The organism is Paenibacillus sp. HW567, assembly GCF_000374185.1.
Lineage (GTDB): Bacteria > Bacillota > Bacilli > Paenibacillales > Paenibacillaceae > Paenibacillus_AQ.
This window is the reverse complement of record NZ_KB910518.1, coordinates 3,005,806-3,026,922: the sequence shown is the minus strand read 5'-3', so window position 1 is coordinate 3,026,922 and position 21,117 is coordinate 3,005,806. Positions and strand designations below refer to the sequence as shown.

The following is a 21,117-nucleotide window of genomic DNA, read 5'->3' as shown; positions in this document are numbered from 1 at the left end:
CCGCCGCAGCCGCTTCTACAGTCACAACGAAAGCTGGGTGAGAGGCAAATGAGTGAGATTATTTTGGAGATGAAAGGCATAACGAAGACCTTCCCCGGAGTCAAAGCGCTTTCGAACGTGAACCTTCAGGTCAAAGCCGGTGAGATTCACGCGCTCTGCGGAGAGAACGGGGCGGGTAAATCCACTCTGATGAAGGTGCTGAGCGGGGTGTATCCGCATGGAACGTATGAAGGGGATATTTTGTTTCATGGCAAGGTATGCCAGTTCAAAGACATTAAGGACAGTGAGGGCCTGGGCATCGTCATTATCCATCAGGAGCTGGCGCTGATTCCGTATTTGTCGATTTCGGAGAATATTTTCCTCGGCAATGAGCAAGCGAAGCGCGGGGTAATCAACTGGAATGAAACGACGGTAAAAACCAAAGAGCTGCTGCAGACCGTCGGCCTGAGCGAATCGCCGTTTACCCGGGTATCAACAATAGGTGTCGGCAAGCAGCAGCTCGTGGAGATCGCCAAGGCGCTGTCCAAAGAGGTGAAGCTGCTCATCCTTGACGAACCGACAGCGGCGCTGAACGAGGATGATAGCGAGAATCTGCTTACGCTGATTTTAGAGCTGAAGAAACGCGGAATTGCCTCGATTATCATTTCACACAAATTGAACGAAATCGAGAAGGTAGCGGACTCTGTGACGATCCTGCGTGACGGGCAGACGATCCGCACTCTGGATATGAAGCTTGATGCGGTGACGGAGGATGTCATTATCAAGGGCATGGTTGGGCGCGATTTGACGAACCGTTATCCGGAGCGGACCCCGAAGCTTGGCGAGACCATCTTTGAGATCCGTGACTGGGAGGTATACCATCCGGCACAGACCGACCGCAAAATGCTGGACAAGATCAATCTCCATATCCGCCGCGGGGAAGTGGTCGGCATCGCCGGTCTGATGGGAGCGGGACGGACGGAGCTGGCGATGAGTGTCTTCGGCAAATCGTACGGCAAACGGATCAGCGGCCAGATCTACATGCACGGCAAAGAGGTTCACCTGAATGACATCAACAAAGCAATCGACAGCGGACTCGCCTATGTGACCGAAGACCGCAAGCATTACGGATTGATCCTGATTGACGACATCAAGCGGAACATCTCGCTCAGCAGCCTGAAGAAGCTGTCCCGCCGGGGTGTGATCAATGAGAACGAGGAAGTGCTGGTCGCAGAGGAATACCGCAGGAAGCTGAATATCAAAACGCCGAGCATTTTGCAGAAAACGGTCAATCTCAGCGGCGGCAATCAGCAAAAGGTGGTTCTCAGCAAATGGATCTACGCCCAGCCGGACATCCTCATTCTGGATGAACCTACACGCGGTATTGATGTGGGAGCCAAATATGAAATTTATGCGATCATTAACGGGCTTGCGGCAGAAGGCAAAGGGGTGCTGGTCATCTCGTCCGAGCTGCCGGAGATCATCGGAATGTGCGACCGGATATATACGATGTGCGAAGGCCGCATCAGCGGCGAGGTGGAGCGGGAGGATGCGACGCAGGAGCTGTTGATGAAATATATGACACGAAGCAGGGGGTAACACCGATGGGAGCCATAAACGATATTTTTAAAAAGAACATCCGCCAATACGGCATGATTATTGCACTGATCTTCATCTCGATTTTTTTTCAAATTCTTACGGACGGCATTCTGCTCAAGCCGCTTAATGTTACAAATCTCATCCTGCAGAACAGCTATATTCTGGTGCTGGCTATCGGCATGGTGCTGGTCATCATTACCGGGCATATTGATCTTTCGGTCGGCTCGGTAGCCGCTTTTATCGGCGCATTGTCGGCAATCATGATGGTGGATATGCAGATGAACCCGGTGCTGGCCGTCATTCTCTCGCTGCTGATGGGGGCACTTGTTGGTGCATGGCAGGGCTTCTGGGTCGCTTATGTCAAAATTCCCGCATTTATCGTAACCCTAGCCGGGATGCTGCTGTTCCGCGGTCTGACGATGATTGTGCTGAACGGCCAGTCCATCGCCCCTTTTCCAAAAAGCTTTCAGAAGATCAGCTCGGGTTTCCTCCCGGATTTCCTCACCGGCAGTACGCTGAACGGGCTGACTCTGGTTGTAGGCGTTATTCTCTCGGCCCTTGTTGTCTATCAGGAATTCAGAAACCGTAAGATATCTGTAAAATACGGCTTTGAGCAATCACCGGTATGGCTGTCCATCACTAAAGCGGCTGCACTGGTAATCGTCATCAACCTGTTTACCTTCGTGCTGGCAGCGTACAACGGGATTCCGAACATTCTGGTCATTCTGATGGTACTGATTGTTATTTACTCCTTCGTGATGAATCACATGACGATGGGACGGCATATCTACGCGCTGGGCGGCAATGAGAAGGCAGCCAGCCTCTCCGGTGTTAAAACCAAACGCGTTACCTTCTGGGTGTTCGTCAACATGGGCGTACTCGCCGCCTTGTCCGGTCTGGTCTTTGCGGCCCGCCTGAACTCTGCAACGCCAAAAGCCGGAACCAACTTCGAGCTGGACGCCATTGCAGCCTGCTTCATCGGCGGCGCCTCCGCTTCCGGCGGGATAGGGACGGTGGTCGGAGCTATCATCGGCGGCCTGGTTATGGGCGTAATGAACAACGGTATGTCTCTCGTCGGCCTCGGCGTCGATTGGCAGCAGGGCATCAAGGGACTGGTGCTGCTGCTGGCGGTAGGCTTTGATATATACAACAAGTCGAAGACGGCGTAACCGAAGAACCGGATAGAAGCAAGAACCGGAAGAGAACTGCGTAGAAATTTATTCTGCGCAGTTTTTCTATTTGGCTTGAAGCCCGGTACAGTTTGGCTTATGTCTGCTGCTTCTGGTCGCTTTGGCTCGCAATCAACCGGTGCGCCACAAAACGCCATAACTCATATCCGCTCCCGCAGCGCCTCTTCAAGCAAGATCTCCCGGTCAATAATCTTTGACTCCTCACCCCGCAAGTACTCTGTTATAATGTTTCAATATGAGAACGATTGCAGAGGAGATCCGGCAGTACAATTATCAACAGGAGGCCACAAATGCAAATTATCGCCATGCTGACCATGCTGATTGATCATATCGGCTACATGTTTTTCCCCGGAGAGCTTGCCTGGAGGTATGTGGGGAGAATTGCTTTTCCAATTTACTGCTACGCGCTGGTGCAAGGGCATATACATACATCATCCAGGCCGAGATATTTGCGGCGGCTGCTGTGGATTGCGCTGATTACCCAGATTCCTTATAACCTGGCGCTCGATCCCGGCGGCTGGAATGTGGTGTTCACCTTATTGCTGTCCGCTATAGTGCTTGCTATACTCGATAAGCTGCCCAATCCTTGGTTCGGAGCTCCGGTTGTCATCGTGGCTTTCCTGATCATGGACCGTCTGCCGCTGGATTATAACGCCTATGGTCTGCTGCTGGTGCTGATCTTCCGCTATGCCCGTTCCTACTGGCTGATTCTCGCGCATTTTGTGCTGAACGGCATCTTTCTCTTGTACTATGGCTGGTTTGTGCAGCTATTCAGCATAGTGCCTACTATACTGATCGGAGCGGCACCGGGCTTCTGGAAGCTTTTGGAGAAAAGAAGACTGCCGCGCTGGATTTGGTGGTCCTTCTATCCGGTACATTTAGCGGTGCTGGCCGTGGTGAAGATTCTTTTTTTTCAGGAATGGGTATCTATAGATTGGCGAAGTTTATTTCTGTTATAATTCCGCCTTTCAGCAGGCAGTATGAGCTACAATCCTTCCTCTATATGAGTTGATGGATATATATTACAAAATAAGCTTAGAGGAGACATGCTATGAGGAAAATGAAATCAAGAACAAAATGGTTGCTCCCGATTCTCGCCCTGCTCTTGATTCTGGCAGGGTGCCAGACCGTAGCCGGATTTGACGTCAACAAGGCGCTGCTGGGAGATTTGGATGTACAATCGTCTGAGTCCAGCACGACATTGTCGCTGAAAGCTGTACCTGCCGCAGGCATTAGCGCAGATGATCAGAAAGTGGTAGATCTTATCAATTCATTCTCCCTGAACATCAGCAAAATGAAGCTTCAGGATAACGGCAATATTTCCGCAAGCGGTACTATCGGGTACAAGCAGGTATCCATTCCGTTTAACTTCTTCATCGACAAGACGGCTGTTGTCTTTACCGCTGAAGGAGCGAAACAGCCATTTTACTTCCCGGTGCAAGACTATGAAAAAACTGTGGGCGTAGAAGGACTCAACCCGGACAAAGCGAAGGAAATTTCCAAGCTTCTTACACAGTTCGTGGTGAAGAATCTCCCGAATCCCGGTGCGATCAGCGTCGCTTCCGTAAATGAATCTGTGTATGGCGAGCAACTGAATCTGACCAAGCTACATACGGAGATTACAGGTGATGAAATGCCTGCCCTGGTGAAAAGCTTCCTGAAAGCTGTCTCCAAGGATACGGAGGGCTTTACCGCATTTATTGCCGGCCTGTATGATTACCTCTATCCGATTCTGAAGGCGAACGGCATTGATTCCAGTGCATTTAGCGATCTGGGCTTTGGTGAAATTCCGCTGGAGGACAAGGAAGGAGTCGTTACTGTAGCGCATGATGCAGCCAAATTGGCTGTGGATGCTCTGCTGCTTGTCTATGATAAGCAACTCCAGAATCTCTACGACACAACTCCTGAGCTGAAAACAGTCCTCAGCAAGGATACGAAGCTGAATGTCGATCTGTTTGTGGACAGCGGGTTCCATGTGCGCAAGCAGAATGTCGCGCTGAATGTCGCGCTTCCATCAAGTAAGGATCTGCCGCTGCAGAGCATCTCCTTCAAGGTGGAGACCCAGACCTGGAATGTTAACGGTCCGGTGACTGCCGATGCGATCAGCACGGCTGGAGCGCTCGATCTCTCCACGGCAAATCTTACGCCTGGGCAGACGCTGAGAAGCTTCGAGCAAGGCTCATCTGTGTATAACCTGCTTAAGAATGATTTTGGCGTTACCAGCAAATCCCTGACGATCGCGCCGGATGACGATTATTATTATCCGATTGTTGAAGGGGGCACAACCTATGTGCCGCTGCGCTATCTGGCGGAGGACCTGGACGCAGTAGTCGAATGGGATGGGGCGAATCGTGCCATCCATGTTACAGATGATGTATACGGCGATAAGCTGGTCTTCAAGATCGGCTCTGCACAAGCTCTGATTAACGGCAAAGCGGTGAAGCTCCCGCAGCCGGTATTCGTTGACGAATACGGTGACGCTTATGTGCCGCTTCGTGTGCTTGCAGAGGGACTACATGCCAAGGTGGAAAAAGATGAGGACGGCTACATTTACATTGACCGTCCTTAAATAGTAAATATGCAAAAAGCCGGAACCTCATAAACAGAGGTTCCGGCTTTTTGCCGTACACATCACTATTGCTTGTTTAGAATCATTTTGAGAGAGACATTACTGGACCCGCTATCCTCAGCCATGCTCTGGATGTAACCGGACATGAACCCGCCATCCATGCTTGCCCACAGCTTGTAGCCGGGCATGGCTTTAATCTCATCTAAAGAATCTGCGGCAGTTCCCGCAAAGTATTTCACATTCAGCTTAGCCATCACCTCAGCCATAGATTTTTTGTCACTGGCGCTGAAGGTGGAGTCTTGCAGGCGTGACATGGCCTTATCAGAAGATTGGATTGCAAATGTATCCTCCGCGTACTTTTTAAAGTTGAGCAAATTAGGGTCGGTTATTCCGTTGGCCTTGGCCCAGCCCTCCACATCCACCGAAGCAGAATTGTAGGTTACTTCCCGGGATACAGGATTGAAGGTCATCGCTCCGTACTGGTGCGGGTTCACGGCCATCGCGCTGGTGGCAATATCATAGACCGGGGACTCCGTAAGGCCGTCCGAATTACGCGAGTCTCCGGTGTGTGCAATATCCTGCATGTGGATATGGCCGGACAACACCAGATTGAGTCCGTCCTTGCGCATCGTCTTCATCGTCTCCTGGCTGTTGTTAAGCTTGAAGCCGGATACGGACATGGAGGTATGGCTGAGCAGATTGTGGTGCATGACCGTAATAATGGAACCGTGCTGCTCTGCCGCCAGCTTCGTACACTCATCCATCCATGAAAGGGTAGAAGGCAGGATGCGGCCGTCCGTCTGCGGGAAGCCATAGCTCTCGTTCTTGGCATATTGGCTGCTGTCAATCATCAGTAGATACAGCTTCGGGGCAGCTTTTACGAAATAACTGAGGCTGATCTTATCTCTCGACAGGGCTTCGTCTAAGCCGAAATCGGCGTATAAGCTGGTATAGTCGCTGGGAGTGATGTGCTCTGCCAAGACCTGCTTGTCACCCTTGAACGACCTCGCCCAGGGGTTATTCAAATCGTGATTGCCCGGGATGACATAGACATCGGTTCCCGCTTCTTCGACGCGTTTCAGCTTCTCTGCCAGCTTCTTGTGGCTGCTTGCTTCACCGTTATTGGTCAGGTCCCCGCTGAGAATCAGGAATTTCGGCTTTTTCTGCTGGACCTCATAGACGAGAGATTCCATAAGCTCATTGCTGTAGGGCAGAATTTTACCGTCACCGCCGTTTACATAGGTCTGAAAGGCTTCTCCGCCATCCTCCAGGTCATTGTCCAGATAGTGGGTATCTGTAGCCACCCAGAACGATACCGGACCCGATCCTTCTGCTTCCGCTTCTACGGCTGCAGTATCGTGAGATTGGGAAGGGGAGCCGTCCTTGCAGCCTCCAAGTATAATAGCTGCTGTCAGCAGCGTAGATAATGCTAGTGCGCTTGTAATTCTGCGTTCTATAGAGCCTTTCATCTTCAGCAATGGTATCTACACCTTTCTTCTGCACATTTGCTGAATCATTGTAGCTTATTTACAGCAGGATTGTATATCGAAAAGTGAGTAACTGTTTCAAAAACATACGATTGTGATTATTGAAAATAGTGGATAGTGTATAAATCTTCTCAAGATAGCGACAATATTGGAGAATGGGTCTTGTGTTTCTAAAATAAAGGTGTTAAGATTTAAAAAAGTAAGTAACTATATTAAACGGAGGTAGTTATATTATGTCTAAGAATTTCCTGGAAGCAGTACAAAGCAGACGTTCCATCTATGCACTAAGCAAAGAGTCTACAATTTCCGATGCCCGGATTCAAGAGATCGTAGAGGCGGCCGTATTACATAGCCCAACTTCATTCAACTCCCAAAGCTCCAGAGTGGTAGTGCTTCTGGGTGATAAGCATGACAAGGTATGGGATATTACAACGGAAACCTTGCGCAAAATTGTTCCGGCTGATTCATTTGAAGGCACTGCACAGAAATTGGCCTCCTTCAAGGCCGGATACGGTACTGTATTGTTCTTCGAGGATCAGGCTGTTGTGAAGAATCTGCAAGAGAACTTTGCACTGTACGCCGAGAACTTCCCGATCTGGTCCAACCAATCCTCCGGCATCCTGCAACACGTTGTATGGACCGCATTCGCAGAAGAGGGTCTTGGAGCTTCACTGCAGCATTACAACCCGCTGATCGACGATGAAGTGAAATCCACCTTCGGCATTCCGGCTGACTGGAAGCTGATTGCCCAAATGCCTTTCGGCAAGACGGCTTCTGCTCCTGGCGATAAAGAATTCCAGCCGGTTGAAGACCGCGTGAAGGTCATTAAATAAGCCGCTGTAAGCCAAAGCGCAAAAAGAGACAGGCGATTGACAGCCTGTCTCTTTTTGAATGATATAAAGTTCCTGTCCGGCTTCTGCTTACTTGGTGGCTGGGGCTTCACTAGCAGCCGGAGCTTCGCTTGCACCAGGAGAAGCGGATGCATCTGTCTTGGCATCGGTAAGCGAATTGGTAATCTTGGCTTTGGCGGTCAGCTCTTGCAGCCAAGTGGAGGACATTTCGGATACCTTTTGCGCTTTCAGCGTTTTAGCGATTTCGTCTTTTTTCTCGGCAAGCGTATATTCATGTGCCTCTTTACGGTCGGTTACTTTGATTATGTGGTAGCCGTAATCGGATTTGACTGCACCGCTTGTTTCGCCAACCTTAAGCTTGAAGGCAGCATCGGAGAATTGGGCAACCATGTCGCCTTTTTTGAAGAAATTAAGGTCGCCGCCTTTGTCCTTGGAGCCGGTATCGGCGGATTTCTCTTTGGCCAGTGTGGCGAAGTCTGCTCCTTCTTTCAGTTGCTTGACAATGGCATCGGCTTCTTCTTTGGTCTTTACAAGAATATGGGAAGCGCGTACTTCTTCTTCCTGCTTAAAGGAAGCTTTGTTGTCATTGTAGTATTTGGTAATTTCTTCGTCGGTTACTTTAACCTTAGGTTCAACCAGCTTGCGGATTTCCACTTGAAGCGGCATTTGCTTTTTCAGGTCATCCAGTGTCATGGAGCTTTGCTGAAGGGCGCTGTTCAGACCTTCTTCGCCGCCGAATTGGGCTTTCAGATCTTCAATCTCTTGCGTAATGTCAGCATCAGTCACCTTGATGTTGGCTTTCTTCGCTTCCTGGTCCACGAGTGTGGTGGTGATCAGGTTCTGCAGGGTGGATTTACCGCCGGCTTCAACCAATTTATCATAAAGCTGCTCTTTGGTGATGTCCGTTCCATTCACAGAAGCAACGGCTGTTTTGTTGTCATTCTTTTGGAAGGGCTGTACGATTAGAACAACGATCAGGGCTGCAGCCAGCACAAGCGAAGCCACCATCCAGCCCTTGCCGCCTTTGGCAGATGGGGTCGAGGGAGGTGTGCCGTCTCCAATCTTGTTCATAACGGGCACATTTCCATTGCGGGCTGTTTCATTGGCGTCCTCGAAAACCCCGCCAGCTTCCTGCTCAGTTACCTGCTCCGCTGCCGGCACAGCTTCGGGCTCCGAAGCTGCTCCTTCATTGATATCGGAAGTATTGCCCGCTTCCGGTGTTTCATTGTTGTTCAGGTGTTCATTTTCATTGAAATCTTTTTTGTCCATTATAATTAATGACTCCCTTCAATATAGGTGTTGCCTGTCTTTCTACAACTTTACCAGAAATCAGGATTCCAAACCTTAAGAAAGTATAAAAAAGCGAATTTACTTTTTAAGATTCCCTTAAGATACAAGCCGGAGGGCTTGTAATCTGTGAAGCGCAGGTGAGCTGATCTGCAAGGAAAAAGCCGGCAATGTATGGGCGCCCATACGCTGCCGGCTTTGAAGGGGAGCGGGAAATCCTGCTGCTCCCGTACAAGCGGATATGTATCCGCTTAAGAGCTGAGGCCTCTCAGCAGATGGCGTATGCCTTCCTGCTTCCGTCTGGGAACCCGGACGGACTTGGCATAGAGGCCCATCTCGCCGAAATAAATGCAATCGTCCTCAATGGAGCTGATCTTGTTAAGATTAACATAACAGCCCCCGTACACATGATAAAAATTGGAATTTGATACTAAACGGTGCAATTGCTCGGCAGTCATTCTCTTTTTAATGTTGTAGTTTCTGCCGTGGAATATGACCAAATCGTGGTCACCGACCTTAAAGAACAGAATGTCCGTATCCACCTCGAAGTCCTCATACACATTTCTGGCTTCCAGCAGGCTGCTCATTCATGTTCCCCCTTTATAAAGAATTGAATCAAAAATGTTAGCGCTTTCATTGTAACACAGCATCGCTGCTTTGAGAAGCCTAATTTTTTAAATGATTTGTGACCTTTTTTTCGTTAGATTTGTCATAGCGGCAGAAAAAATGTAAATTATATAGATGACATAATTGATAACCACTGGAGGAGGATTACCGAGATGAAGGAAAATACTAGATTGCTGTTATTTACCGGCTCCTACGCAAGTGCTGCGGAGAGCGGGGTTCAGGTGTTTGAATTTGATGGAGAGGCTGGAGGCACGCTGACACTGCTGGATACGGCCCAAGGTCTTACGAATCCGACCTTCGTGAATGTAGATGCTGAAGGCCTGCGGCTGCATGCTATCGGAGAGAAGCCGGGGGCAGACGGGGGCAAGGAAGGCGAGATTATATCCTTTGCCATTGATCCGCAGGCGGGCAAGCTGACCGAGCTGAAGCGGATTGCGACCATGCCTGCTGCGGGTCAGACGCAAACAACGACCTGCCATATCTCAAGAGAGCCCGGCAATGAATATATTGTTGTATGCAGCTATCATGGCGGTCTGGTGGGCCTGCTGGAGCTGGATCAGGAAGGGCTGCCTGTCCGGTTGACGGATACTGCGGTACATACGGGTCAAAGAAATCTTCCGGGGCAGGACAAGCCTCACCCGCATTCCGCCATTTTTAGTCCGGATGAAAAATTTCTGTTCGTCTCCGACCTTGGTCTTGATTTGATCCGCACCTACCGTATTAACCGGGAGAAGCAGACACTGGAAGCCCTGGGCGACACGCTGCTGCATGAGGGAGCAGGCCCGCGCCATTTCGTGTTCCACCCGGACGGCAAGTCCGCATATGTGATCAACGAATTGGACAGCACGGTGACTTCCTTCCTGTATGACAGCGCGGAGGGTACTCTGACAACTGTGGCTACCGTATCCACACTGCCTGAAGGTTACTCGGGAAATAACGGCTGTGCTGAAATTGCCTTGTCCGGGGATGGACGATACCTGTATGGCTCTAACCGCGGACATGACAGCATTGTGGTGTATGCGGTTGATCCGCAGACCGCTCAGCTTACACTTCTGGAGCATGTATCCACACGCGGCGGCCATCCGCGCCACTTCGCGCTTACCCCGGACAGCGGCTATTTAATTGTCGCCAATCGTGACGGCAACAACCTGGTGGTCTTCAGCGTTAACCGGGACAGCGGACGGCTGAGCTTCACAGGCAATGAGGCAGCGGTATCCAAGCCGGTATGTGTTAAGCCGGCATATTTTCCGGTGTCTGCCGATCAATAACATTTCGAACCCGTCTCTGTAGAATTCCTTATATTTCAAGCAAAAGGAACACCGGAGGCCAATGCTCCGGTGTTCCTTTTGCTGAACAGACATATTCATTTCAGTGAAACGGGTTTAAACGGCACAACCGTGGACACGGCTGATTTAAACAGCACGTTCTGTTTGCCGTCGCCCTGGCCCTCCAAGGTGATGGTATAGGCATCATAAGAGGTTACAAGTCCCTGCATTTTGACTCCGTTAGTTGTAAATATCGTCACGGGAACCTTGGTTGAGATACATTGATTCAACAAGCGCTCTTGCAATTTTAGAGGTTCCACTGTGGCAGCACTCCATCTTTTTATAAATTGACTTCAGGTAACATTATACCACGGGGATGCCCGACTCTGAAAATACGCTCAAGCGGCTTAGATATAGACAAGGGGGAAGTTATGTTGCAAAATCAATACGGGTCCAGAGGTTTTCGCTTTTTTTTATGGTTTATGCTAGCTTTTTTGGTGATTGCTGTATTTGTGAAGCTGGACAGGATCGCCTTCTTCGATAACTTAATCATTCATGTTGTACAATCGGCGGAATCGCCTGCGCTTACTTCACTAGCGAAAGGATTGTCCCTGGTCGGCTCCTCCAAGCTGGCGGTCGGGATTTCCCTGCTGGCGATGGCGCTGCTCTTTTTTGTGCTGAAGCGCCGCGTGGAGCTGTTGTTGTTCCTGGCGGTCGGGTTAGGCTCACAGTTGCTGAACACTATGATGAAGGGATGGTTTCACCGCGAAAGACCGAGTATTCACCGGCTGATCGAACAGGCGGGGTACAGCTTTCCGAGCGGTCATTCGATGGCTGCCTTTTCCTTGTATGGTGTGCTTGCTTATTTGCTCTGGCGGCATATGCGGAACAGACGGGAACGAATCGTGCTTCTTGTATTCACCGTTCTCATGACGGGGGGCATCGGCTGGAGCCGCATCTATTTAGGAGTGCATTACCCGAGCGATGTTATTGGGGGATATGCGGCCAGCGGAGCCTGGCTAATGTTGTGTATCGCGATTTTTGAGGCGTACCGCAATTCCAGAAAGCTGAAGATAGCATAAGCAATGCGGATACCCGGGGCAGCCCGCAAGGTATCCGCATGCTTTTGAGACTCCTGAAAATATCGTTTGCCTGCATCCAATCAACGATTTTTCGCAGACTTCTCTGAGGCCCTGGATTCGTGGAATTGCCCGGCATGGCTAATATTGAGCTTCAGCAGAGCGGGCAGCCCTTCCTTCAGCTTATTGGCTTCAGCTTTGGTAAGACGGCCGTCCTTTATGGCTTCCTCAAGTCTGGGACTTGCTGCTTCGCTAAGCTTCTGGAGGTATTGCTCCTCGCTCCAGCCTTTTTTCTCCCGGGCCAGTGTATAGAGGGTTTTTCCCGACTTCAGACTGCGGACAATCTCTGCACGGTCCATGTCGAGCAGGTTGGACGTTTCGTTAAGGATGAAATATCCTCCCGCCCGGAAGCCCCTCTCTTTGCCGGCTGGATGGTGGTGCTCCGTCTTGGTGTGAAATGCCTTATCCGGCGCAGTAGTAGGTACGCCTCCGGCAGCACTCTCGGCAAAAGACGCAGTTGGCGCCGAGCCGAGCAGAATTGCTGCAACAATTATTTTTGTGATATGGTTGGTCATAGTTTCACCTCGTCTGCTTTTATGGGTAAATATGTCTGTACCTGTATAGAAATGACCCGAATCACATCAATCTATACATAATTCAGTGAAGCCTGTGCACACGATACTTCGAGGAGGGTTATAATTTGGCCTTTGGCGCCCGCGTACTTAAAACAGGATTGGCCGTTACACTTGCCCTATATTTATCCATTCTGCTGCAGTTCCCTACTCCGGCAGGTGCGGCCATTGCGGCAATTTTTGCCATGCAGCCCTCCATTTACAGATCGTGGAGATATTTTTTGGACCAGATTCTGACCAGCACCATAGGGGCGATTCTGGCTCTGCTGGGGGAAATGCTGCTGTCCAACAAGCCGATTGCGGTCGGATTGGTATGTATTCTTGTGATTATGATCAGCATGAAAATGAAACGGGCCGATACCATCGGCCTGACGCTCGTAACGGTCATCTCGGTGATGGATGCCTCAGGCCAGTGGCAGTTTGCGTTGACCCGCTTTCTGCTTACAATGACAGGTATTGTAGCTGCATTTATAATTAATATTACCGTTTTCCCGCCAAAGCCGCGCAAGCAGTATATCCAGCAGATTGAGAATGTCTTTGGCAGCCTGTCGCTGCTGCTGCGGACGGCGGTGTCGCATGAAATGAAGGAAAGTGTCTTCCGCGACGAGAAAAAAACACTGGAGGATTCCATCAAGTCGCTTGCGGATAAATATGCTCTGTTCGAGGAAGAACAGAAGCAGCTTGGGAGCGCCAAATACAGCGAGACCCGGCAAATGGTTGTCTACAAGAATCTGCTCACTTCCCTGCAGAAGGGCTTCGAGGTGCTTGAGGCGGTGGACCGGCATTATTTCCAGGCCGAACGGACGGAGCGGACGGATGAGCTGTTCGACCGCCATTTGGAGCAGTTGATCAAATATCATGAGACGATTCTGCTTAAATTCGAGAACAAGCTGAAGCCGGGAGCGAGTGATACTGATCCGCTGGGCAATGATAACGACAGCTTTCTGGAGGAGGCCATCAAGAGCTATGACGCTGAGAAATCCGGACAATTGCGGCTGTCTGTAGTGGCGGCGGCGATATACGACTACGGGTATCAGCTCGAACGCCTTGACAAGCTGGCTGACCAGATCAACCGGCTGTCGGCAAATGAAAAGGATTAAGGGGATGAGTTGCAGTGGAGAAACATGATAGTGAATGGAAAGAGGAACAGGAACGGGTGACCGGGGTCACAAGGCTGTTGTCGGCCCATATCCGGCGGCTGTCCGAGGAGCTGGGTCTTCACCGCAGCGACGTCGTGGATATGCGCAAGGACTTCTGGGAAGAGGTTACGGTGAACTTCAGCAGCCCGGATGATCTGGGGGAAACCTCCACAAGCCTGCGGCAGCAGTCCCAAATCCTGAACGAACGCGAGCGCCATCACCTGCAATCGAGCAAAGCGCTTAAAAAATATAAAAAGCTGGTGTTATCCCCTTATTTCGGCCGGATTGATTTCTCGGAGACCCGTGACGGAGAAGCAGAGAAAATCTATCTGGGCATCGGCTCGCTGATGGAGGATGATGGCACTTTCCTGATTTACGACTGGCGGGCGCCAATCTCCAGCCTCTATTACGATGGGGCGCCGGGTCCGGCAGCGTATGATACACCGGGCGGTCTTGTAACCGGGACGATGGCGCTGAAACGCCAATTTGTCATCGGCGACGGGAAGATAGAGGTCATGTTTGATACAGGGGTAACCATAGGCGACGAGCTGCTCCAGCAGGTGCTCAGCCACAGTGCGGATGACCGGATGAAGAGTATCGTGGCGACCATCCAGAAGGAGCAGAACGCAATCATCCGCAATGACAAGAGCCGGATGCTGGTGGTCCAGGGCGCTGCCGGCAGCGGGAAAACCTCGGCGGCGCTACAGCGCGTGGCATACCTTCTCTACAAATACCGCGAGGTGCTGCAGGCCGATCAGATGCTGCTGTTCTCGCCGAATCCGCTGTTCAACAGCTATGTATCCACCGTTCTGCCTGAGCTTGGCGAAGAAAATATGCAGCAGACCACCTTCCAGATGTATCTGGAGCACCGGCTGGGCCAGGAATTTCAGCTTGAGGATGTCTTTAGCCAGACCGAAAGTCTGCTGAATGCCCCTGAAGGGTCTGATGCCGCCACGCGCCGTGAGGGGATTACTTATAAATCCTCGGTGCAGTTCCTGAGTGCCATCCGCCGCTATGTCAATCTGCTGGAGCGTGAGGGAATGCTCTTTAAGCCCCTTATGTTTCAAGGCCGTGCCATTGTCGGCAAAGAAGAGATGGAGCGGCAGTTCTACTCCTATGATGTCAACATTACGCTGGCGAACCGGATAGAGCTGATGACAGGCTGGCTGCTCAAAAAAATCGCTGCATTCAGCATGGAAGAACGTGGTGCCGCTTGGGTGGAGGAGCAAATCGAGCTGCTGGATTCCAGCGAGTATCAGCGCGCTTACCAGACAATGCGCCGCAAGGGCGGCGGGCATAATGAGAGCTTTGATGATTTCGATACCGAAAGAAGCCTGCTGGCCAGATATATCGTCAGCCAGCGCCTGAAGCCGCTGCGCGGCTGGACCAAGCGGGGACGGTTCGTGGATGTCAAAGCGCTGTACTGCCGGCTTTTTCAAGACCGCGGGCTTATGGAGAATCTGGACAGCGGCAGAGCGCTTCCAGAGGCCTGGGATGAGATTTCCAGACAAACGGTGGAGTCTCTAAATATGAACGAGCTGGCCTATGAAGATGCCACGCCTTTTCTATATTTGAAGGAATTAAGCCAAGGCTTCCGCACCAATACGCAGATCCGCCATGTTATCGTTGATGAAGTGCAGGATTATTCCCCGTTCCAGCTTGAGTTCATGCGGCGCTTGTTCCCGCGGGCCAAAATGACGGTGCTTGGCGACTTGAACCAGGCGATCTATGCCCAGGGAGAAGTTTTAGGCGAGCTGGCCGGGCTGGTTAGCATCTATGGCGCTGAGAATACGGAAGTGGTCTCATTGACCCGCAGCTACCGCTCCACCTATGAGATCGTAGAGTTCACGCGGGCAATGATTCCGGGAGGAGAGAAGATTGTTCCATTCAACCGGCGGGGAGAGTCCCCGCAGCTAACTGTGGTAGACACTGAGGAAAAGCTGCTGGCTTCGGTGGAGCAGGATGTGCTTGATTTGCATTCCCAGGGCTATCATTATGTGGCAGTGATCTGCAAAACAGCCGAGGAGAGTGCACGTGTACACGCCAAGCTGCAGAACAGCCTGCCGGTGAGACTGGTGACCAAGGATACTCCTAATTTTCAAAAGGGTACTTTGGTGCTTCCTGCATACTTGGCCAAAGGCGTGGAATTTGATGCCGTCATTATTTACGATGGTTCAGAAGAAAGATATGGCCGCGAAAGCGAACGGAAGCTGTTCTATACCGCTTGTACACGGGCGATGCATTTGCTGCATATCTACAGTCTGGGACAGCCCAATCACTTCCTGCCTGCGGCGGCCCGCGAGTCTATGGCGGCGGAAGTGCGGCCGCTGTAACGCTTAACGAGCAGAATCGCGCCGTAGATGAGAAGCAGCAATGCGGGAGCCAGCGCCGAGTAACGGTACATGTCAGCGTAGCTGGTATAAAGGGCAATTGAACCCAGTATCATGGAACCAACCGCTACTCCAAGGTCGAGAGAGTTGAAGAACATGCCGTTGGCCATTCCGCGCTGGCGGGGCTCCACGGATTGGATCATCCAGGTCTGCAGTGCAGGCTGCATCGAGCCGAAGCCAAGACCGTAGCATAATGCCGCCGGTAAAAGGGCAAAGGTCGTAGTCGCAAAGGAGAGCAGCAGCAGGCCGCAAATGATGAACAGGCTGCCGGGAAGCAGCAGGGCTGCCGGACCGTAGCGGTCAAAAATTTTACCGGATAACGGCCGCACAATAACAATGGCAATAACATTGAACATAAAGAAGTAGGCGATATGCTCCAGGTGAACCTCGACCCCGTAGAGGGCCAGAAATCCGAGCAGCCCCCCGTAGGAAATGGAGAGCAGGAAGTTCAGCAGGCTAGGGATCAGCAGTCTGCGGAAGGCTCCGCCCTTAGCTTCCGGCAGCTTGGCCGCGGCGGGCTCTTTGTGATGTGCCGGCAGCTTCGTGCTTAAGCGGTATCCCAGAGGAAAGATCAGCGCAAGTGCCACTGAGGTTGAGAGCAGCAGCGAGACAAAGCCCGGACCCTGCAGCAGGCTGAGTCCGATCAGCGGACCGACAGACATCGCTACGCTGGTGGACAATCCGAAATAGCCCATACCCTCACCCATCCGGCGGATAGGGATAATATCGGAGGCCATTGTCGGAAAAGCGGTGCTGGTCATGCCGAAGCCGATGCCGAACAGCATGCGCAGCAGCAGGAACACAAGTATGCTTCCGGCCCAGTAATAGCCGATTACGGCAACGAGTATTATTGCGAGCCCAAGGAAGATCAGCAGGTTGCGCCCGCCGCGCTCCAAGGCCTTGGCTGAGAAGAGGCGGGAAGCGATGGCGCTTAGCGCGAAGAGACTGGTGACAAGGCTAACCTGTACGGAGGAAGCGTGGAGCGTCCCTTCAGCATAAGCCGGGAGGGTAGAGAGGGTCATCTGCAGGCCGGTGAACAGCAGCAGATTACACAGGGTTAGAATGATAAAGGACTGAGTCCATAGCCGTTCGGGTGATTGTTTCAATTTGTCGTTCTCCTATTCTTGTGTTGAATTTCCGGTGTTGTAATAGATCAGCTCCAGCATGCTTCGCAGCTCTTCAAGCTGCTTCGGATTCAGTCCTCTTACGGCAGCGGCAACCGTCTGCTGCTCCAGGGACAGGGTGCTGTCAATCAGCGCTTTCCCTTCTTCCGTGGCATAGAGCTGAAATGCACGTCGGTCAGCAGGACTCATTGTTTTTCGGATAAAGCCTTTTTTCTGCAGCAATTCTACAATCCGGGCGGTTGTCGGCTGGTCCTTGGCGGTAGCGGCGGCGACGTCCTTCTGGTTGATGCCATCCCGGTCACAGATCATGAGCAGCGCAGACCATTGTTCAGGAGTGATGTCGTAAGGCTTCAGCACACGGGCGAAACCACTGGATATCCTCCGGTGCGTCGAGCCAAGCAGAAACCCGAGGAGCTGCTGGGGTGAGGATGGGGACATAATCATGCTCCTTTCAAAATTACTTGTCATAACAATTATAATTAAGACAAGTAATTTGGTCAATGCAAAACAAAAAAGAGCTTCCCTCAGCAGATGCTGAGAAAAGCCCGGTTAGATTGATATTTTACTGAAGTTCTTAAGCTTGAGGCACTTTTTCCCAGTCCTTCAGGAAACGTTCGATGCCGTTATCGGTCAGCGGGTGCTTCCAGAGGGAAGGCAGCAGCGAGCCTGGAATTGTGGCGATATGTGCGCCGGCAATGGCTGCTTGCTCCACATGGGCAATATTGCGGATGCTGGCGGCGATAATTTCCGATTTCAGGCCGTAGTTGGTCAGAATCGTCTTCAGATCGGAGATCAGCTTCATGCCGTCAACGCCGATATCATCCAGGCGCCCAACGAACGGGCTAATATAAGTAGCGCCAGCTTTGGCGGCCATCAGGCCTTGAGCTGCGGAGAAGATTAGGGTAACGTTGGTTTTGATGCCTTTTTTGGTTAATTCATAGCAAGCCTCCAGACCATCCTCAGTCATCGGGAGCTTGATAACGACATTGGGTGCCCATTCAGCAATTTCGTAAGCTTCCTTAAGCATTTCTTCGGCTTTCAGGCCAATAACCTCTGCGCTGACCGGACCCGGCACAATTGCAACGATTTCTTTGATTACGTCTTTGAACAGTCTGCCTTCTTTGGCAATCAGCGACGGGTTCGTCGTAACGCCATCCACTAATCCGAGGCGGGTAATACGTTTGATTTCTTCAATATTTCCGGTATCCAAGAAAAACTTCATTTCGTGGTATCCTCCCTTGGTTTCTTATGGATTGACAAACAGTATGCACGACTTCATTATGAATCATGCTGCCTGAAGTTTCAACTGTTAATATGAATATTTCAAAATAACTTTATAGAATACGCAAAAAAGTTATGATCTGCTGGTCTGGCCCATTCCCCGGTGTGTTCTCTACATGATAATATAGAAGCGGTGTTGTCTATATTGCTGAAATGACAGGTGATTGGAATGATGATGTTATATGCGGGGGCTGTTCTGTTTCTGCTGCTTGCTGCCGGAATCATAGCCTTCCAGAACAGCAAGCTGCTCTCCAGGCAAGAGGCTGAGGAATCTGCCGGGCGTATCAGCAGTTTAATGTACTCCGTCTACTATCAGTCCTTCGCGGACAATGAAGAGCGGGCGGAAGCCGTTCCCTTGTTTCAGTTCACAGTACGTTCGGAGACGGATGGAGCGCTCTCCGCAGGAGAAGCCGATAAGACGATTGCGCTATGCCGTGTTCCGGCCGGCAGCGGTGAGATGGCGCTCTCGGGCGCACAGAGCTGGATGCTGGGCAGCATTCGTGAGGCTGCACTGCGCGGTGAGCGGACGTCGTCAACTTCTTTCCCGGACAAGGCGGTCCGCAAGGGAGAGAAGGAGCTGATCACCCGGCTTGAAGCTGCGGTGAAAGAGGAAACCGAGTATGCTAAGCTTCATTAAGAATAAAGGAATGATATGGGGGAGAAGGTATGGCAACTGGTGCGGAAGTGGATTTTGTAGTGGTTGATCCCGAGAACCGGGATTTGCGGACGTTAATCGAACATCTCGATATCGAGTTGAAATCACGGTATCCGCATGAGACCATTTATGTTGTCGATTTCTCCGACCCGAAGGTGCGGGAAATGATCTTCGTGGTGGCTTATTTGGAAGACAAGCCTGTAGGCTGCGGCGGGTTGCGTCCCCTTGCCCCAGACCACGCGATAATGGAACTGAAGCGGTTCTACGTGGACCCGGGTACCCGCAAGCGGGGGATTGCGGACAAGATGCTGCTGAGCCTGGAACAGAAGGCTATAGCAGCGGGCTGCGGGGAGATTAGACTGGAGACAGGCATCAAACAGCCGGAAGCGATAGCACTCTATGAGAAGCACGGCTACCGGCCGATTGCATTGTTCGGACCTTACATAGGCGATCCCGACAGCCTCTGTTACGGTAAAATGTTAATCTGAAGCATACTAAGCGTGATATTTGCCGGTGGGCGCGTTCAGCACCCATTCCAGCATCAGGATCATATCCTCAAGCCGGGCAAGCTGGGCATTCAGCGGTTCCCGCTGCGGGCTGTCTGGAGCGAGCGGAGTCAGACGGGACTCCAAGGATCTGCGCTGGAGCGACAGTTCATTGATTTTGGCTTGGATCTGGTGTTCGGTTCTCATCTTGGATTCCTCCTGGCGGTTATTGGCATCAAGCTCATCATGGAATATTATAACGGATAATATGGGGGTAATAAAATGAGTATCAATGTGAAACAGCTTGCAGCGGAAAAAGCGGTGGAGTATGTGGAGGATGGCATGAAGGTCGGTCTGGGCACCGGCTCAACGGCATACTATGCGATCCGTAAGCTGGGCGAGCGGGTGAAGGCGGGGCTGAAGATTACGGCTGTCGCAACCTCGCAGGCATCGGAGGAGCAGGCCCGGGAGCTGGGCATTCCGCTGGTCGCCTTCGGCGATATTGACGGACTGGACCTGACGATTGACGGAGCGGATGAGCTTGATCAGAAGCTGCAGCTCATCAAGGGCGGAGGCGGCGCCCTGCTGCGTGAAAAGATTGTTGCCCGCAACAGCAGACGGATGGTAGTGATTGCCGATGAGAGCAAAGCTGTGGATACCCTTGGCAAATTTCCGCTGCCGGTGGAGATCGTTCCGTTTGCCTGGGAATGGACACTTGCCGGGCTGACCAAGCTGGGCTGCAAGGCAGAGCTGCGGCGCAGCGGGGATGAGCTGTACAAGACGGATAACGGGAATTACATTGCGGATTGCCGTTTTAGAGCGATTGCCTCGGCTCCTGAGCTGGCCCGCTCCCTGCAGAGCATCACCGGAGTTGTAGAGCATGGGCTGTTCATCGGGATTGCCGATCTGGCAATTATCGCGAAGCAAGACGGCAGCATTGAAATTGTAAAGCGTGAGAGCAATCTCTAGTTCAGTGAAGCGAAGAGGCGCAGACACTCGGACTAAGGGGCGAATTGTGCAGCCGCGCGGGGTTTGGAAGATCCTTCTGGCGGTTCTGCTGATTGCCTATACCTCGGCACTTGTATACTGGATGTTTCTCGGATTTGGACGGACTGTGCATACAGAGGGCCCTTTCCGGTATAACCTGGTTCCGCTGAGAACTGTACGGTTGTACTTTGATCTGGGGAATGGAGTGTCCTTTTCCAAGAGGCTGATTAATTTGCTGGGCAACGTGGCAGTATTTGCTCCATTTGGCCTGTTGCTGCCCTTGCGGGTACGGCGTCTGCAATCCTTTATCCGGCTGGCGCTTCTCGCGGTTCCGGGTATTCTGGTACTGGAGACCCTGCAGATGCTGCTGCGCGTGGGCAGCTTTGACATCGACGATTTAATCCTTAATTTACTGGGAGTGTGGACCGGGTACGGTGTGCTGTTGCTTATTGGGCGTGCTCGGATTTCCAAAAGGTAAGCTATAGCGAAGG

Annotated in this window: 22 protein-coding genes; 13 read left to right on the top strand and 9 right to left on the bottom strand. The window is 51.6% G+C overall.

Translation table 11 applies throughout. From position 1 onward, the window contains the following. Positions 1-48: 48 nt before the first annotated feature. From mmsA to B212_RS0113750, 4 genes are all read left to right on the top strand, one after another. Complete coding sequence (gene mmsA / locus B212_RS0113765) at positions 49-1,578, top strand: multiple monosaccharide ABC transporter ATP-binding protein (RefSeq protein WP_019911410.1); 1,530 nt, start codon at positions 49-51, stop codon at positions 1,576-1,578. A gap of 5 nt (positions 1,579-1,583) precedes the next feature. Then, positions 1,584-2,747, top strand: coding sequence for a multiple monosaccharide ABC transporter permease (mmsB, locus tag B212_RS0113760; protein WP_019911409.1), 1,164 nt, complete (start codon positions 1,584-1,586; stop codon positions 2,745-2,747). A 311-nt stretch (positions 2,748-3,058) separates the two neighbouring features. Then, the gene (locus B212_RS0113755; protein WP_019911407.1) at positions 3,059-3,727 is read left to right on the top strand and encodes a TraX family protein; all 669 of its coding nucleotides are present in this window, start codon (positions 3,059-3,061) and stop codon (positions 3,725-3,727) included. A gap of 92 nt (positions 3,728-3,819) precedes the next feature. Further along, a complete protein-coding gene (locus tag B212_RS0113750) occupies positions 3,820-5,337 on the top strand; it encodes a copper amine oxidase N-terminal domain-containing protein (RefSeq protein WP_019911406.1) in 1,518 nt (505 codons plus the stop codon). A gap of 65 nt (positions 5,338-5,402) precedes the next feature. On the opposite strand, the gene B212_RS31425 is transcribed toward B212_RS0113750, so the two are convergent. Continuing rightward, entirely contained in the window at positions 5,403-6,806 is a 1,404-nt protein-coding gene (locus B212_RS31425; protein ID WP_232231554.1) for a metallophosphoesterase, read from the bottom strand. Between the two features lie 251 nt (positions 6,807-7,057). Here B212_RS31425 and B212_RS0113740 point away from each other — a divergent pair, with 251 nt between their 5' ends. Beyond that, on the top strand, positions 7,058-7,657 hold the full coding sequence (locus B212_RS0113740) for a nitroreductase family protein (protein ID WP_019911403.1): 600 nt from the start codon (positions 7,058-7,060) through the stop codon (positions 7,655-7,657). A gap of 87 nt (positions 7,658-7,744) precedes the next feature. Here the strand turns inward: B212_RS0113740 and B212_RS0113735 are convergent, their stop codons facing one another. After that, the gene (locus B212_RS0113735) at positions 7,745-8,944 is read right to left on the bottom strand and encodes a peptidylprolyl isomerase (protein WP_019911402.1); all 1,200 of its coding nucleotides are present in this window, start codon (positions 8,942-8,944) and stop codon (positions 7,745-7,747) included. Between the two features lie 269 nt (positions 8,945-9,213). Next, entirely contained in the window at positions 9,214-9,549 is a 336-nt protein-coding gene (locus tag B212_RS0113730) for a LytTR family transcriptional regulator DNA-binding domain-containing protein (RefSeq protein WP_019911401.1), read from the bottom strand. A 192-nt stretch (positions 9,550-9,741) separates the two neighbouring features. Between B212_RS0113730 and B212_RS0113725 the strand changes: the two genes are divergently transcribed. Further along, complete coding sequence (locus tag B212_RS0113725) at positions 9,742-10,857, top strand: lactonase family protein (RefSeq protein ID WP_019911400.1); 1,116 nt, start codon at positions 9,742-9,744, stop codon at positions 10,855-10,857. 95 nt (positions 10,858-10,952) lie between these two features. On the opposite strand, the gene hfq is transcribed toward B212_RS0113725, so the two are convergent. Next, positions 10,953-11,174 carry an RNA chaperone Hfq gene (gene hfq, locus B212_RS0113720; RefSeq protein WP_019911399.1) on the bottom strand — a complete coding sequence of 74 codons (222 nt, stop codon included), beginning with the start codon at positions 11,172-11,174 and terminating at the stop codon, positions 10,953-10,955. Between the two features lie 111 nt (positions 11,175-11,285). Here hfq and B212_RS0113715 point away from each other — a divergent pair, with 111 nt between their 5' ends. Continuing rightward, entirely contained in the window at positions 11,286-11,936 is a 651-nt protein-coding gene (locus B212_RS0113715; protein ID WP_019911397.1) for a phosphatase PAP2 family protein, read from the top strand. An 80-nt stretch (positions 11,937-12,016) separates the two neighbouring features. Here B212_RS0113715 and B212_RS0113710 read toward each other — a convergent pair whose 3' ends face one another. After that, positions 12,017-12,508 carry a hypothetical protein gene (locus B212_RS0113710; RefSeq protein WP_019911395.1) on the bottom strand — a complete coding sequence of 164 codons (492 nt, stop codon included), beginning with the start codon at positions 12,506-12,508 and terminating at the stop codon, positions 12,017-12,019. A 125-nt stretch (positions 12,509-12,633) separates the two neighbouring features. Here B212_RS0113710 and B212_RS0113705 point away from each other — a divergent pair, with 125 nt between their 5' ends. Both B212_RS0113705 and helD read left to right on the top strand, forming a co-directional pair. Then, positions 12,634-13,665, top strand: coding sequence for an FUSC family protein (locus B212_RS0113705; protein ID WP_019911394.1), 1,032 nt, complete (start codon positions 12,634-12,636; stop codon positions 13,663-13,665). A 14-nt stretch (positions 13,666-13,679) separates the two neighbouring features. Beyond that, positions 13,680-16,037: an RNA polymerase recycling motor HelD gene (gene helD / locus B212_RS0113700; RefSeq protein ID WP_019911393.1), complete on the top strand. Its 2,358-nt coding sequence runs from the start codon at positions 13,680-13,682 to the stop codon at positions 16,035-16,037. Here helD and B212_RS0113695 read toward each other — a convergent pair. The 3 genes from B212_RS0113695 to fsa all read right to left on the bottom strand — a co-directional run bounded on the left by B212_RS0113695 (position 15,980) and on the right by fsa (position 18,440). Then, positions 15,980-17,200 carry an MFS transporter gene (locus B212_RS0113695; RefSeq protein WP_019911392.1) on the bottom strand — a complete coding sequence of 407 codons (1,221 nt, stop codon included), beginning with the start codon at positions 17,198-17,200 and terminating at the stop codon, positions 15,980-15,982. The two genes, helD and B212_RS0113695, sit on opposite strands and share 58 nt — an antisense overlap. A gap of 12 nt (positions 17,201-17,212) precedes the next feature. After that, the gene (locus B212_RS0113690) at positions 17,213-17,656 is read right to left on the bottom strand and encodes a MarR family winged helix-turn-helix transcriptional regulator (RefSeq protein WP_019911391.1); all 444 of its coding nucleotides are present in this window, start codon (positions 17,654-17,656) and stop codon (positions 17,213-17,215) included. A gap of 136 nt (positions 17,657-17,792) precedes the next feature. After that, positions 17,793-18,440: a fructose-6-phosphate aldolase gene (fsa, locus tag B212_RS0113685; RefSeq protein WP_019911390.1), complete on the bottom strand. Its 648-nt coding sequence runs from the start codon at positions 18,438-18,440 to the stop codon at positions 17,793-17,795. 228 nt (positions 18,441-18,668) lie between these two features. Between fsa and B212_RS0113680 the strand changes: the two genes are divergently transcribed. Both B212_RS0113680 and B212_RS0113675 read left to right on the top strand, forming a co-directional pair. Further along, the gene (locus tag B212_RS0113680; protein ID WP_156830125.1) at positions 18,669-19,136 is read left to right on the top strand and encodes a hypothetical protein; all 468 of its coding nucleotides are present in this window, start codon (positions 18,669-18,671) and stop codon (positions 19,134-19,136) included. A 29-nt stretch (positions 19,137-19,165) separates the two neighbouring features. Beyond that, entirely contained in the window at positions 19,166-19,642 is a 477-nt protein-coding gene (locus B212_RS0113675) for a GNAT family N-acetyltransferase (RefSeq protein WP_019911388.1), read from the top strand. A gap of 6 nt (positions 19,643-19,648) precedes the next feature. Here the strand turns inward: B212_RS0113675 and B212_RS0113670 are convergent, their stop codons facing one another. Continuing rightward, positions 19,649-19,846: a hypothetical protein gene (locus tag B212_RS0113670; protein ID WP_019911387.1), complete on the bottom strand. Its 198-nt coding sequence runs from the start codon at positions 19,844-19,846 to the stop codon at positions 19,649-19,651. Positions 19,847-19,927: 81 nt separating this feature from the next. Between B212_RS0113670 and rpiA the strand changes: the two genes are divergently transcribed. Together rpiA and B212_RS0113660 are read left to right on the top strand one after the other, a co-directional pair. Further along, a complete protein-coding gene (rpiA, locus tag B212_RS0113665; RefSeq protein ID WP_028530813.1) occupies positions 19,928-20,608 on the top strand; it encodes a ribose-5-phosphate isomerase RpiA in 681 nt (226 codons plus the stop codon). Between the two features lie 46 nt (positions 20,609-20,654). Next, positions 20,655-21,104 (top strand): VanZ family protein, encoded by a 450-nt coding sequence (locus tag B212_RS0113660; protein WP_019911384.1) that lies wholly within the window; start codon positions 20,655-20,657, stop codon positions 21,102-21,104. Positions 21,105-21,117 lie beyond the last annotated feature (13 nt).

What these genes read in the sequence shown, in the direction of transcription:
- mmsA (WP_019911410.1), top strand. Translation starts at nt 49, where the DNA reads ATGAGTGAGATTATTTTGGAGATGAAAGGCATAACGAAGACCTTCCCC.
- mmsB (WP_019911409.1), top strand. Translation starts at nt 1,584, where the DNA reads ATGGGAGCCATAAACGATATTTTTAAAAAGAACATCCGCCAATACGGC.
- B212_RS0113755 (WP_019911407.1), top strand. Translation starts at nt 3,059, where the DNA reads ATGCAAATTATCGCCATGCTGACCATGCTGATTGATCATATCGGCTAC.
- B212_RS0113750 (WP_019911406.1), top strand. Translation starts at nt 3,820, where the DNA reads ATGAGGAAAATGAAATCAAGAACAAAATGGTTGCTCCCGATTCTCGCC.
- B212_RS31425 (WP_232231554.1), bottom strand. Translation starts at nt 6,806, where the DNA reads ATGAAAGGCTCTATAGAACGCAGAATTACAAGCGCACTAGCATTATCT.
- B212_RS0113740 (WP_019911403.1), top strand. Translation starts at nt 7,058, where the DNA reads ATGTCTAAGAATTTCCTGGAAGCAGTACAAAGCAGACGTTCCATCTAT.
- B212_RS0113735 (WP_019911402.1), bottom strand. Translation starts at nt 8,944, where the DNA reads ATGGACAAAAAAGATTTCAATGAAAATGAACACCTGAACAACAATGAA.
- B212_RS0113730 (WP_019911401.1), bottom strand. Translation starts at nt 9,549, where the DNA reads ATGAGCAGCCTGCTGGAAGCCAGAAATGTGTATGAGGACTTCGAGGTG.
- B212_RS0113725 (WP_019911400.1), top strand. Translation starts at nt 9,742, where the DNA reads ATGAAGGAAAATACTAGATTGCTGTTATTTACCGGCTCCTACGCAAGT.
- B212_RS0113715 (WP_019911397.1), top strand. Translation starts at nt 11,286, where the DNA reads ATGTTGCAAAATCAATACGGGTCCAGAGGTTTTCGCTTTTTTTTATGG.
- B212_RS0113710 (WP_019911395.1), bottom strand. Translation starts at nt 12,508, where the DNA reads ATGACCAACCATATCACAAAAATAATTGTTGCAGCAATTCTGCTCGGC.
- B212_RS0113690 (WP_019911391.1), bottom strand. Translation starts at nt 17,656, where the DNA reads ATGTCCCCATCCTCACCCCAGCAGCTCCTCGGGTTTCTGCTTGGCTCG.
- fsa (WP_019911390.1), bottom strand. Translation starts at nt 18,440, where the DNA reads ATGAAGTTTTTCTTGGATACCGGAAATATTGAAGAAATCAAACGTATT.
- B212_RS0113680 (WP_156830125.1), top strand. Translation starts at nt 18,669, where the DNA reads ATGATGATGTTATATGCGGGGGCTGTTCTGTTTCTGCTGCTTGCTGCC.
- B212_RS0113675 (WP_019911388.1), top strand. Translation starts at nt 19,166, where the DNA reads ATGGCAACTGGTGCGGAAGTGGATTTTGTAGTGGTTGATCCCGAGAAC.
- B212_RS0113670 (WP_019911387.1), bottom strand. Translation starts at nt 19,846, where the DNA reads ATGAGAACCGAACACCAGATCCAAGCCAAAATCAATGAACTGTCGCTC.